Below are 13,365 nucleotides of genomic sequence, written 5' to 3'. Positions count from 1 at the left end.
TTTTTCGATGTGTTAAGTCTTCAATTTTATCAAGTAATTTTTCAATTATCGCTTCCAATCGAATAACTTTGGACTCTAGTTCTGCAATACGATTTTTGTCGGAGTTCAAATTCTTTGTGTTTGACCCAAAGTAAACACACATTGGTCAAAGGTGCTAAAAACCAGACGCATAGTTGTTAGGCAGTAACGAACAAATGTTAATAGCACAGCTGTTTTTACAAAAGGTAAAATCTAAATTGTTAACAACTATGAGTTTCTTTAGATAGGCTGAATAGTTACAAAAATTTTACTTTAAAATCATTCTTGTCTTTCTGAAAACTTTACACGTTTCCACTTTTTTCCTTATAGTGATAATTGCTATTGAAAAGAAAAAAAAACATTATAGCCGTTACGACACTATGTGAATTGAATAGTTTTCTGAAAATTCTTAAACACTCTTGGACATTCTTAAACTTCCCCATAAAGACTCGATAATTCATCAATTGACGCAAATTCTTCCCTGTTTACAGGCGGTTTGAGACCATTTGACGCAAATCGATGAAATTTTAAAAAACAGTATATTTTTAACTGATTGATAATCAATAAATTGTACTGGGATGGGAATATGTAACGTGGCTTTGCCCGTTACCCTCTTGCTATTCCCCTTAGTTTAGTGAACACGCTTTATTTAGGCATTATATATATGTTAGTGAGTTTCTTTAATTGTTAACTTTCTATCGGGGAAAACTCACTACAATTGAAGATGACATTAATAAGAAGTAATGTGCTTACAATTTTTAATAGCATTAATGATTATAATTTATACTCAAGTTTCGCACCAGATTAATTTCACGTAATGGATTGATATCTAAACTCATGAGTATTTGTTATAAATCCAAAATCCTCGATATTTGATATTATTTTAGAAGTAATATATTCAATATCAATTGATTCTATTAGTTTTTCCAAAACGGTCAGTATTAAGCTTACAACTGCTAATATCCTGATATTTAACTTGTTTTCAATATAATCTTGCTTCAAATCTTTAAATAATCCACCTATGGTCTCATAAGCTTCCATCCTGTATCGAATACTTGTGAGCAAATATTGAGTCATTGTAATTGTTATTTGTGCGATCTGAACATCAAAATTGGTAGACTGACATTTTCCAAGCCCAAAGAGCTGCTTAGCTTCTTTAAAAAAGACCTCAATTGACCATCGAATACTGTATACTTCAACTGCTTTTACGAATTTCAGTGTTGTGTCCGTTGTTATTAACGTGTGCCATTTGCCGTTATTCCCACGTTTTGAAATAAAGACAGCAACCTTAAGTCCATCAATTTCAGATATGTAATGATGGTAGTAGTACTTAAATTTACGGCACCGCTTCGGTTTTGCTTTCTGTTTTTTGAGTTGTGTCAACGTTTTGACCTTTGATCTGACTCCAATTTTACTATTGTATTTATACATCCCAATAATATGGGTCGTGCCACAAATGCTTCGCAGCTTTTTAAGTAGGCTTACGCTGGTAAACCAGGTATCCATTAAAATGTAATCTACAGAAATTTTGCGCTTTACAACCCTTGAGAACATTTGCACTAACATGTCTGTTTTCTTTTTATTGAGTTCCTTGTACCTCTTTGCCGCAAATGTCTTAAAACATCTTGGAGTCTTCTTTTGGGCCTTGCGCTGCCTTGCTGTTAAGCCATATTTTAATTTTGATGTTTTGCTCTCACGGTGCAAACTAAAATCAATGGGGATAAAGACACTTCCGTTCCAATACCCAGCTACGAGTAGCTTAAAACCAAAGTAATAGGTTTTTGATACATGGTTGTGAATCTTTGAAACTCCTTCAATGGTCTTTCCTGTTTTTGAAAGATCAGTATCATCAAAAACCAAGCATCTTGTAGCATCCGCCGAGGGTGTGAAAAGTTCATCCTTTAATAAGTATTGCTTTACGAACTGAGCTAAAAAGGCTCTCCAATTGATTTTTTGATTTGCTGAAATCCGATAGTATGAATCTTTTCCACATTTACTTACTCCCGCGTCCTTGCCGGTTGTAAGTCCATAAATGGAATTGATTCCAATAAGTGGTAAAATTAAAAGTGTAGCGATCAAACTCTCGAATGAATACCCTGCTTTTTTACACCAACTGAACCGACTTTTTATTTTATTGAATCCTATAATATTCAGATGCGCCTGTAAATATTCTGAACTGACCCAAACCTTATTAAACTTCCCTTTTATTTCTTGAATTTTTGCAATATCTTCGTTTTGTAGCATGTTTTGTACTTTGTGTTTGGTAACTTAAAGATACAGTAAAACCAAGGGTTACCCTTGGTTTTCATGCTATTTTTTGTCGTTTAAACCCTGTAAATAATGGGTGCGAAACTTGAGTATTTATATAATATATTTAAATTTAAAAATTAGATGATTGTGATTACATTTCTAATTTAAAAAGATTTTTTTGGTTAGAAATAAAGTTCTAAAAAGATTAATATAATGTCTGAGTTATAACATATGAAGCTACTATTTGAAAAAATAAACGAGTTAAAAAAAATTTCTACTTTAACTAAGCATGAAAAGTTAATTAAAGCGATAGAGGGTGTAATAGAGGCTAAAGATTTAAAAAAAGGAGACAAGTTACCTTCAATTAATATAATGGTTGCTGAGGTAGGCTTTGCCAGAAAGACTATTGTTAAAGCTTATGAAGATTTAAAAGGTAGAGGTATTGTAGAATCTAAAAATTTTAAAGGTTATTATATTGCCGATGTTAATACTAAAACTAAACTAAGAGTTGCTCTTGTGCTTTATGCATTTCATACGTTTCAAGAAGATTTCTATAACACATTTAGAAAGGAGTTAGGTAAAAAATACATTATTAACGTGTTTTTTCATCATAATAATTTAGATGTATTTAAAGATATTCTTACTAGAATCTCAGGCAGATATGGTATGTATGTTGTTGCTCCTATCCAGACTCCCGAGGTAAGTTTATTGCTAAAAAAAATCCCTTCAGATAAGTTGCTAGTTATTGATAGACATGTTTCACTTCCTAGTCAATATTCATATATTACTCAAGAATTTGAAAGTTCAACTTATGAGCAATTAAAAAAATTACTTATCGAAATAAATAAATACAAACAATTCGTTTTATTCTTTAATAACGATTCTGATTATCCTATTGGGATATTAAATGCCTTTAAAAAATTCACTAAAGAATTTAATATCAATGCAAAGGTTGAAGCCCAATACGAACCAGGGAGTATAAAAAAAGACAGGTTATACTTTTTTATTAATGACAGCGATTTATGGGAAATTCTAAAAGATAGTAAGACAAGAAACTATGTTATTGGGAAAGACTTAGGCTTATTAGCCCATAATGATAACGCTATTAAAGAAATTATATGTGGAGGAATAACAACAATTTCCATCGACTTTAAAAAAATGGCTAAAGAATCTGCTAATTATTTAAAATTGAAAGAACATGTACAAAAAATAATCCCTTCTCAGCTAATCCAAAGAAAGTCATTATAGTATAAGAAATGGCTATTTAAAAAGATTTTCATAAAAATCATACGTATTTTTTACTTATTTATTGTTACTATTAAAAAAAAGTATATATTAGCAAAGTAGCATAGAGTAGCATGCTTTGATTTTAAAGTAGCATACTATATCATATATAAAACTAATTTTAATTATTAACTTATGAAAAACAACGTACTAAGACTATTATTTTGCTTAGTCCTATCCTTATCATGGATTAGTGCTATTGCTCAAACATCAACTGTTTCTGGAACAGTTTCAGATAAACAATCTCCGCTTCCAGGAGTTAACGTTATCGTCAAAAACGTAGCAAAGGGAACTACTTCAGATTTTGACGGAAACTATAGCTTAAGTGATTTAAACGCTACTGACATTATTGTCTTTAGCTATATAGGCTATAAAACGCAAGAAATTGCAGTTGGAAATCAAACTACTATTAACGTAACATTAATAGAAGATGCTGCTTCTTTAGATGAAGTAGTTATTGTAGGTTATGGTACTTCAAACAAAAGAGAACTAACAGGTTCTGTTGGTACAATTAAGGGAGAGGCTATGACAACCACTGTAGCTGGTAACCCAACCTCAGCTTTACAAGGTAAATTAACAGGTATTCAAGTTGAAAACCCAGGAGGTAAGCCAGGAGCTAAAGGAAATGTTTTCATTAGAGGTGTAAACTCACTAAGCAATGCAGATCCATTATATATTGTTGACGGGTTGTTTGTTAACGATATGAGTTATGTTAATCCGCAAGACATCGAAAATATCTCGGTTCTTAAAGACGCTGCCGCTGCTGCAATTTATGGTTCTAGAGCTGCCAATGGTGTGGTTTTAATTAAAACAAATCACGGTATAAAAAACAGAGATTTGGAAGTTACTTTCAATTCTAGAATAGGTTTTGATACACCAAGTAAAAAGTTAGACTTTATAACCGGACAACAATACACTGATTATTTAAATCAGCGTTTTGCAAATGATGGAAGTTCTACAACTGTTGCTTCTAATGGTGTAAATACTGATTGGCAGGATGAAAACTTGCAAAGTGGTATTATTGAAGATTACGGAATCTCATTATCGGGTGGTGGTGAAAAATCATCTTACTATTCTTCAATTAACTACTTTAATCAAGATGGTATATTAATTGGTTCTGGGTTTAAAAGATTAAATACTCGTTTTAACAGTGAGCATGAATTTGGTAAATTTAAATTATCTCAGTCTTTAGGTTTAGCCGAAGGAAAACTACAGGAAAATAACTGGTATGGTTTTGATGGAACAACAGCGCCAACAGTAGCTTTAAGAAACGCTACTAACGATGGTGGTTTTGAAGCACCATCAACTGGTGTTCAAGGCCCTGGTGGAGTAAACCAATTTGGTTTAGCTACTTTAGAAGATAATTTAGAAACTACCCGCACACTTTTTGCGAGTTTAAAATTAGACTATGAGATTACCGAAGATTTAACAGCTGGTATTAATCTAGGTGTTGATTATACAACTCAAAAACGCTTTCAGTTTACACCTACATACTTTATGAGTACTGTTGATGCCGTAAGAAACGTAAACGAATTAAATGATCTTACAGAATTTAATCAAGAAGACGTTAATCTATTGTTTGAGCCAACACTATCTTACAACAAAACGTTTAAGGATGTTCATAAAGTTTCAGCAGTAGTTGGTTATACACGTTTTATTGAAAATCAGAATAGTAGCGGTATTTACGGTCAAGGAACGCCTTCAAACAATATTAGAGTTGTTGGAGCATTACCTTCAAACGACCAAAATATATTATTAGGTCAAAATAACGAAGCTGGTTTAATATCTTATTTTGGAAGATTAAACTACAACTTTAACGGTAAATATTTGTTCTCTGGAACTATGAGACGTGATGCTTCTTCAAGATTTGCAAAAGCGAATCAAGTAGGTTACTTCCCAGCGATTTCTGCGGGTTGGAACATATCAAACGAAGATTTTTGGAAATCTGAAACGATTAACTTCTTCAAATTAAGAGTGTCTTATGGAGAATTGGGATCTTATCCTGATGTGTTTTATCCAACACAGGCTGTTTTTCTTGCCAACCAATCTAACACAAGTTTTGGTGGCGGAACGGCTAATGGTTTAGCACAAACAACTTTGGCCGATGAGAATCTAGTTTGGGAAACTACAAAAACATTTAATCTTGGTGTTGATATGTCTTTATTAAATAGTGCACTTACATTTTCCGCAGATTATTATTCAAAAGATGTTGAAGATGCGCTTGTTCCAATTAGTATTCCTTCTACTGCCGGTGTTAGTTTACCTGTTACAAGAAATGCTGGTACATTGGTAAACAATGGATTTGAATTTGATTTAACCTACAGAAAATCTGAAGGAGACTTCACGTATAGTGTAGGTACAAACTTCTCTTTCAACCTTAAAAATGAAGCGAAAGATATTCCGGCAACTATTTTAGGTCCTGGAATTGATGAAGATTTACGTGTAGTTAATAGAACTGAAGCTAACGGTCCTGTTGGCGCATTTTACGGATACATTGTTGAAGATAAAGTTGATCCCGCAACGGGAGATTTTATCAGAGTAGATACTGATGGTGTCGCTGGTATCACATCAGACGATCAAACCATTATCGGTAATCCAACACCAGACTTTACTTATGGTCTTAATTTCAACGGGAAATATAAAAAATTCGATATTGCTTTAAACTTCAACGGGGTTTCTGGTAACGAAATTTATAACCTAAGTAGATATTACAATATCTTATGGCAAGATGGTGGTAAGTTAACAGATGTTTTAAATTCTTGGACACCTAGCAATACAAATACTAGTATTCCTAGAGCTTCTGTTGATGATCCTGCTGGAAATAAAGCACCTTCATCTTTCTTCGTGGAAAATGGGTCTTACTTCAGACTTAAAAACATGGAAGTTGGCTATAACTTTGGAGAAAAGGCACTTGGTGTAGACTGGATTAAAAGCGTAAGAGTATCATTAAACGTTCAAAACGTTTTTGTACTTACTAATTACTCAGGTTACGATCCTGATGTGGCATCAACAAATAGTGGTAGAGCCAATATTAACTCTGGTGTGCCAGGTGTAAGATCAAACGTAAATCCTTTACTTGGTAGAGGTTTAGATCAAAGAGCATATCCAAACGCAAGAACATTCATGTTAGGTTTACAAGCTAAGTTTTAAAATATAGAATATGAAAAATATAATAAAAATAAAGTCCTCATTAGGCATAATAGCAGTTACGTTATTAATGACAATTGGTGTTGCTTGTTCTGATGATATTTTAGATCAAAATAACAACAATGCTACTTCAACAGCAAACTTTGGCACCTCTGTAGATCAAGTAGAATCTGCAATAAATGGTGCTTTCCACCCAATAACAGGAACTTTTTTCTGGGGAAGAATTGTACATACAGGAGCTATTTTACGTTCAGATGAATTTAATGTATTTCCATTTGGTTCTAATACTGCTATGTCCACTTTCCAAGGAAATCCTGGGGATCGTTGGGCAACAGAACCATGGCAAGAACTTTACAAATCTATTGCTAGATGTAACAACATCATTATCAATGTTACCGAAGAAGGTATTTCAGATACAACTACTAGAGAAAATTTAGTTGGTCAAGCTTACTTTTTAAGAGCTTTTGATTATTGGTATTTAGTTAATCTTTACGGAAATGTGCCGTTAATTACCGAGTTGCCAGATTTAGATAATCTTTTAGTAAAGCAAGCAACTTCTGATGCTGTTTGGGCTCAAATTATTTCAGATTTAGAAATGGCTGAAAGTATGTTGCCTGAAACCTGGACTGGAGACAATTTAGGAAGGCCTACTTCTGGCGCAGCAACTGCTTTAAAAGGAAAAAGTTATTTATACATGAAACAATACGGACCAGCAGCTACTGCTTTAGGAAGCTTAGTAGGGAAATATAGCCTATTACCAGGTTCTCAATTTGGAGATAACTTTACAACTACAAACGAGAACAATAGGGAGTCTTTATTCGAGTTACAATTTTTGGGTCAAGACACCTTTATTTGGGGGTCTGATATCCCTGGAACAGGGAGCATGGGTAATTTTCATATAGATTATGCGCCACCAGCAAAATCTCCAGATAGAGGTCACGTAGTAAATCCGTGGTTAAGAGACTTATATGATGCGAATAGTGATGTTGTTCGAAGAAATCAAACTTTAGTTTATGACTATCCAGGAGCTACAGGTTACGGGGGGGTAGCTTTCCTTACTGATTTTTCAACAGATAATTCTGATGGGAATAATGATATTCAAATTGCAACTGATGCAGGTGTAGAACCAATATTCTCTAAAAAATATGCCGGAATGGAGTTAGGCACTAGAGATCAAGTAGATTTCTTAGGGACCAACGTAGGTAACAACTGGAGAGTAATACGTTATGCTGATGTGTTATTAATGCTAGCAGAAGCTTTAAATGAAGAGAATAATCCTGCTGCAGCAATTCCACATATAGACGAAGTAAGAAATAGAGCAGGCTTAACTTTAATTGCAGATACTAACCCTAGCATTAACCAAACAGATATGCGTCAAGCAATTATTAACGAACGTGCTATGGAATTAGCAGGAGAAGGACATCGTTTCTTCGATTTGGTTCGATGGGGACTTGCTGATGATTATATGGGCGCTACTTCTTTACATAGTACCCATCCAAAATCTTTAAGTGGTGGAACTTTTGAAAATGGAAAACATGAATTAATCTGGATTCCGAATCCTGAAAAGGACGCAAACCCTAATCTTAACCAAAACCCTGGTTACAATTAAAATATATGATTTTGTTTAGTTTGATTATTCGAATAAAACCGAGTTTATAGTTTGACTTGGTTTTTAATCATTATAAAACAAGCTATATTTTATGAATCGCCTATTACAATTGATAAATATGACACAAATGGCCGAAACTCTAACACAAAAAGACATCATTATTAAAAGTGGTTGTAATAATTTCAAAACTGAAATAACTACTATTTCCAAAGAGGCAAATGTGTCTTTATATAATATTCAAATCACTTCTGATACTCCAAAAAAACCTGATCCGTTAAAGATTAAATGGAAAATCCCGGCGCACAATGTAAAAGGGGTTTGGAAACCAACAACAGATTTTGCTAAACGCATTCAAGCAGATTGGGAAATGGCGGGTATGGAATCTAGAATTTCCATTGACGCACCAGTTATTAGTTTGTTTGGTCATGATGATAGTAATTATCATACATTTGCATGTTCTAACGCGATAAACAAATTAGAACTTAATGCTGAGATAAGAGAAGAAGATGATTGTTTTTACTGTCATGTCACTTTATTTTTAGAACAACAATCTAAAATAGATAACTACAACATTCAGTTAAGAATTGATGAAGGTGAAAAACACTTTTCAGAAGCCTTAAAAGGAGTTTCTAAATGGTGGGAGAGTTTTGAAAATTTAAAACCAACCTCTGTTCCAGATATCGCATTGGTGCCACTCTATTCTACTTGGTATAATTTTCATCAAACTTTAGATGAAGATATTCTAATTGACGAATGTAAAACAGCCTACAGTTTAGGTTATAAAGCTATTATTATTGACGATGGCTGGCAAACCAATGATGATAATAGAGGTTATGATTTTACAGGCGATTGGGAACCAGAACGTTTAAATAAAACAAAAGCATTTGTTGAAGATATTCATGCCACAGGTATGAAAATTGGATTTTGGTATTCAGTTCCATTCTGCGGAAAAAAATCGAAAGCATACAAACGTTTTAAAGGTAAGTTTTTAACTGAAAACCATCGCTGGGCACCTGTTTTTGACCCCCGCTATCCTGAAGTTAGAGAATATCTTATAAACATATATAAAAACGCATTAGTTGATTGGGATTTAGATGGATTTAAACTAGATTTTATTGATGATTTTAGATTGTATGTTGATACACCTAAAGTAAATTCTGAAATGGATTTCGTTTCCATAAATGCTGCTGTAGATAGATTATTAACAGACGTTAGCACTACCCTAAGAGCTATTAACCCAGAGGTTTTTATAGAATTCAGACAAAAATATGTAGGTCCTGCGATGCGAAAATATGGTAACATGTTTAGAGCATTTGATTGCCCTGGAGATGCGACTATGAACCGTATTAGAATTGCAGATATTAAAATGTTAGCAGGAAATACCGCGGTACATTCAGATATGATAACTTGGCATAATGATGAAAAATTAGAAGTCGCTGCTTTACAAATGGTCAACACGCTTTTTGGTGTTCCTCAAATTTCAGTAATACTTAAAGATATTCCTAAAGACCATCTTCAAATGGTTAAGTTTTATACTCAATATTGGAATATCAATAAAGAACTTATAACAAAAGGGCATTTTACACCTTACAGACCATTGGCTAATTATCCAATTCAAAAAGTAAGTAATAATAAAAAACTGCTAGTTGGTCTACATGACGACCATGTTGTTCAACTAGATGAATCATTTGACAATATTGATATTTTAAATGCAAAATTAACAGAAAGTGTTATTGCAAAAATTAGTAAGAATTTTGGAAGCTATAATTGCAGTATATTTAATTGCATTGGCGAAATAGTAAATCAATCCGAGGTGCATCTTAACAAAGGCGTCATTGAAATCAATATTCCTGACTGCGGTTTAGCTCAACTTACTAAAAAATAAACAACCATATGGATACGCTATCAATTGTTTCATTTCTAGGTTTTACTTTATTGGTAGCCTTTATTGCGTGGTATGCCACAAGTAAAACAGATGAAAATTCAGCTGACGGCTATTATCTTGCTGGTAGAAGTTTAGGTCCAATAACCATTGCAGGGTCTTTGCTTTTAACCAATCTTTCTGCGGAACAAATAGTTGGACTTAACGGACAGTCTTTTGCTCAAGGTGTTTTAGTAATGGCTTGGGAAACTTTGGCGGCAATCTCCATGATAGTTACTGCCATTTATTTATTACCAAAATACATGCGCTCAGGCATTACAACTATTCCTGAATTTGTTCAAGAACGTTTTGATGCCCAAACAAAATCCATATTATCCATATTATTTTTAGTAGCCTTTGGTGGGGTATTATTACCAACTATTTTATATTCTGGTTCTTTAGCATTTAGCACCATGTTCGATTTACCTGAAACCCTGGGCATATCACAATCTGCTGTAATTTGGGTCTGTGTGTGGTCTATCGGAATTATTGGTTCTATTTATGCCATTTTCGGTGGGTTAAAAGCGGTGGCAGTTTCAGATTTAGTTAACGCAATAGGTTTGTTAATAGGAGGTTTGTTGATTCCTGTGTTTGGTTTGATGTTAATTGGAGATGGAAGTGTTTCTGATGGAATAAGTGAATTATGGCTCGAAAATCCAGATAAATTTAATGCCAAAGGCGAGATAGATTCGTTTATACCTTTTAGCACAATTTTTACAGGAATGATGATTGCCCAAATGTATTATTGGGGTACAAATCAATCTATTCTACAACGTGTATTTGGGGCTAAAAGTTTAGCCGATGGACAAAAAGGAATGATACTTGCAGGATTTGTAAAATTCTTAATTCCAATTATTGTGGTGTTGCCGGGAATTATTGCATGGCATGTCTTCGGAAATGATTTAGCCAACGCTGACCAAGCGTATCCTGCTTTGGTTAAAAAAGTTTTACCAGGAGTATTTTTAGGGTTTTTCGCTGCCGTTTTATTTGGCGCAGTATTAAGTTCTTTCAATAGTTTATTAAACAGTAGTTCCACTTTATTTGGAGTGGATTTATACCGTCAGTTTTTCAATAAAAATGCGTCCGAACGAAAAATGGTAAAAGCCGGAAAAATATTTGGTCTTTTATTGGCATTAATTTCAATGAGTATTGCGCCATATATAGCAAATGCTCCCGATGGTTTATTCTCATATATTCAAGAATCTTTAGGAAGTTTAAGTGTGCCTATTTTAGCCGTTGTTGCTGTTGGAATGGCTACCAAAAATGTTCCTGCCTTAAGTGCAAAAATTGTTCTAACTGTTGGCGTATTGATGTATTTAATAAGTCAGTTTGTTTTAAGTCCACATTTTATAGATGCCGCTTTAACTGAAGCTGCCGCAAATGGTATTACCGATGTAAAACAACTCGGTATAATTAAAGCAAAAGCATATCCTCATTTCTTACATATTATGGGAATTCTTTTTGTCATCAATGTAGGATTCATGTTAATAATGGGTAAACTCAATACAAATAAAAATGTGTACACACCTAAAATTACAGAAGAAATTGATATTACGCCTTGGAAATATGCCAAAGTGGTTGGAATTGCCATTACTATTTTAGTGTTAAGTACTTATCTTATTTTTTAAATAAAATACTTCAAAATATGAGTAAAAAATATGTGATTGCTTTCGACCAAGGCACAACGAGTACCCGAGCCATTGTTTTTGATGAAAAAGGCAGTATTATTGCTATTTCTCAAAAAGAATTAAAACAATATTACCCGCAATCTGGATGGGTAGAACATGATGCTGAAGAAATTTATAACGACCAACTTGAAACATTCAATCAAGCCGTGTCAGATTCCGGTATAAACCCAAAAGACATTGCTGCTATTGGAATTACAAACCAACGAGAAACAACGGTTGTCTGGGACAAGCAAACAGGCAAGCCCATTCACAAAGCCATTGTATGGTTAGATAAAAGAACAACAGATATCTGTAAAAATTTAGAAGAAAAGGGGCTTTCAAATTATATCAAAAATAATACTGGTCTAGTTATAGATTCTTATTTCTCAGGCACCAAATTAAAATGGATTTTAGATAACGTTGAAGGTGCTCAAGAAAAAGCTGAAGCTGGAAAATTAATGTTTGGAACTATTGATAGCTGGTTAATTTATAAATTTACAAACGGTAAAAAACACGTTACGGATCATACCAATGCTTCCCGAACCCTAATTTACAATATTAAAAATCTAGAGTGGGACAAAAAATTACTTGACCAATTAAACATTCCTGAATCTCTATTGCCAACTGTTCAAACCTCATCTTCTGATTTTGGAACAATTGATTATAAAGGAACTTCAATTCCCATTTATGGTGTAGCAGGAGATCAACAAGCATCCTTATTCGGACAAGGAGGATTTGAAGCAGGTATTGCAAAAAGCACATACGGCACGGGTTGTTTTATTCTTTTAAATACGGGTAAAAAACATGTGAAATCTAAAAAAGGATTACTTACTACCCTAACCTGCAGTTTAGATTTCGAACCAGTAAACTATGCCTTAGAAGGCAGCATTTTTGCTGGAGGCGCTTCCATTCAGTGGTTGAGAGACCGCCTAAAAATTATAGATAAAGCTAGTGATACCGAAGCCATTTGCAACTGTATTCCACCATTAGAAAACGTGTATGTCGTACCAGCTTTTGCGGGATTAGGGGCTCCACATTGGGATGCTAAAGCAAAAGGAAGTGTGTATGGTATGACTTTAGACACAGGAAGAGAAGAACTCATTAAAGCTACTGTTAACGCTTTAGCATACCAAACCAGAGACGTTATTGGTGCTATGGAAAAAGATAGCAAGAAAAAAATAACAACCTTAAAAGTAGATGGTGGTGCAAGTGCAAACAACTACTTGATGCAATTTCAATCAGACCTTTTGAATGTTGAAGTTGATAGACCTAAAATGATAGAAGTTACCGCTTTTGGTGCTGCGCTATTAGCAGGGATAAAAGCTGGAGTTTGGACAAAAAGTGACATCGCTCAAATAAGAGAAATAGATACAGTTTTTAGTCCGAAAATGGATAAAAAAACACGAAAAATAAATTATAAAGGCTGGAAAAAAGCTACAAAACGAACTAAAAGTAAGTAAGATGTTGGA

At 33.8% G+C, this 13,365-nt stretch carries 7 protein-coding genes; 6 read left to right on the top strand and 1 reads right to left on the bottom strand.

The window, feature by feature from the left end; genetic code table 11:
- Positions 1 to 828: 828 nt before the first annotated feature.
- Positions 829 to 2,262, bottom strand: coding sequence for an IS4 family transposase (locus JEM65_RS20020; RefSeq protein WP_199603360.1), 1,434 nt, complete (start codon positions 2,260 to 2,262; stop codon positions 829 to 831).
- 237 nt (positions 2,263 to 2,499) lie between these two features.
- Between JEM65_RS20020 and JEM65_RS20015 the strand changes: the two genes are divergently transcribed.
- From JEM65_RS20015 to glpK, 6 genes are all read left to right on the top strand, one after another.
- A complete protein-coding gene (locus tag JEM65_RS20015) occupies positions 2,500 to 3,516 on the top strand; it encodes a GntR family transcriptional regulator (protein WP_199603359.1) in 1,017 nt (338 codons plus the stop codon).
- Between the two features lie 171 nt (positions 3,517 to 3,687).
- Complete coding sequence (locus JEM65_RS20010; RefSeq protein WP_199603358.1) at positions 3,688 to 6,702, top strand: SusC/RagA family TonB-linked outer membrane protein; 3,015 nt, start codon at positions 3,688 to 3,690, stop codon at positions 6,700 to 6,702.
- A 10-nt stretch (positions 6,703 to 6,712) separates the two neighbouring features.
- On the top strand, positions 6,713 to 8,308 hold the full coding sequence (locus JEM65_RS20005) for a RagB/SusD family nutrient uptake outer membrane protein (RefSeq protein WP_199603356.1): 1,596 nt from the start codon (positions 6,713 to 6,715) through the stop codon (positions 8,306 to 8,308).
- Between the two features lie 220 nt (positions 8,309 to 8,528).
- On the top strand, positions 8,529 to 10,193 hold the full coding sequence (locus JEM65_RS20000; RefSeq protein ID WP_307810570.1) for a glycoside hydrolase family 36 protein: 1,665 nt from the start codon (positions 8,529 to 8,531) through the stop codon (positions 10,191 to 10,193).
- An 8-nt stretch (positions 10,194 to 10,201) separates the two neighbouring features.
- Positions 10,202 to 11,857, top strand: a complete 1,656-nt coding sequence (locus JEM65_RS19995; RefSeq protein ID WP_199603354.1) for a solute:sodium symporter family transporter — start codon at positions 10,202 to 10,204, stop codon at positions 11,855 to 11,857.
- A gap of 17 nt (positions 11,858 to 11,874) precedes the next feature.
- The gene (glpK, locus tag JEM65_RS19990; RefSeq protein WP_199603349.1) at positions 11,875 to 13,356 is read left to right on the top strand and encodes a glycerol kinase GlpK; all 1,482 of its coding nucleotides are present in this window, start codon (positions 11,875 to 11,877) and stop codon (positions 13,354 to 13,356) included.
- Positions 13,357 to 13,365 lie beyond the last annotated feature (9 nt).

Source organism: Gelidibacter salicanalis (assembly GCF_016469035.1).
Classification (GTDB): Bacteria; Bacteroidota; Bacteroidia; order Flavobacteriales; family Flavobacteriaceae; genus Gelidibacter; species Gelidibacter salicanalis_A.
This window is presented reverse-complemented; position numbering and strand designations above follow the sequence as displayed.

Excerpts from the sequence above, each read along its gene's own strand:
- JEM65_RS20020 (WP_199603360.1), bottom strand. The coding sequence starts at position 2,262 with ATGCTACAAAACGAAGATATTGCAAAAATTCAAGAAATAAAAGGGAAG.
- JEM65_RS20015 (WP_199603359.1), top strand. The coding sequence starts at position 2,500 with ATGAAGCTACTATTTGAAAAAATAAACGAGTTAAAAAAAATTTCTACT.
- JEM65_RS20010 (WP_199603358.1), top strand. The coding sequence starts at position 3,688 with ATGAAAAACAACGTACTAAGACTATTATTTTGCTTAGTCCTATCCTTA.
- JEM65_RS20005 (WP_199603356.1), top strand. The coding sequence starts at position 6,713 with ATGAAAAATATAATAAAAATAAAGTCCTCATTAGGCATAATAGCAGTT.
- JEM65_RS19995 (WP_199603354.1), top strand. The coding sequence starts at position 10,202 with ATGGATACGCTATCAATTGTTTCATTTCTAGGTTTTACTTTATTGGTA.
- glpK (WP_199603349.1), top strand. The coding sequence starts at position 11,875 with ATGAGTAAAAAATATGTGATTGCTTTCGACCAAGGCACAACGAGTACC.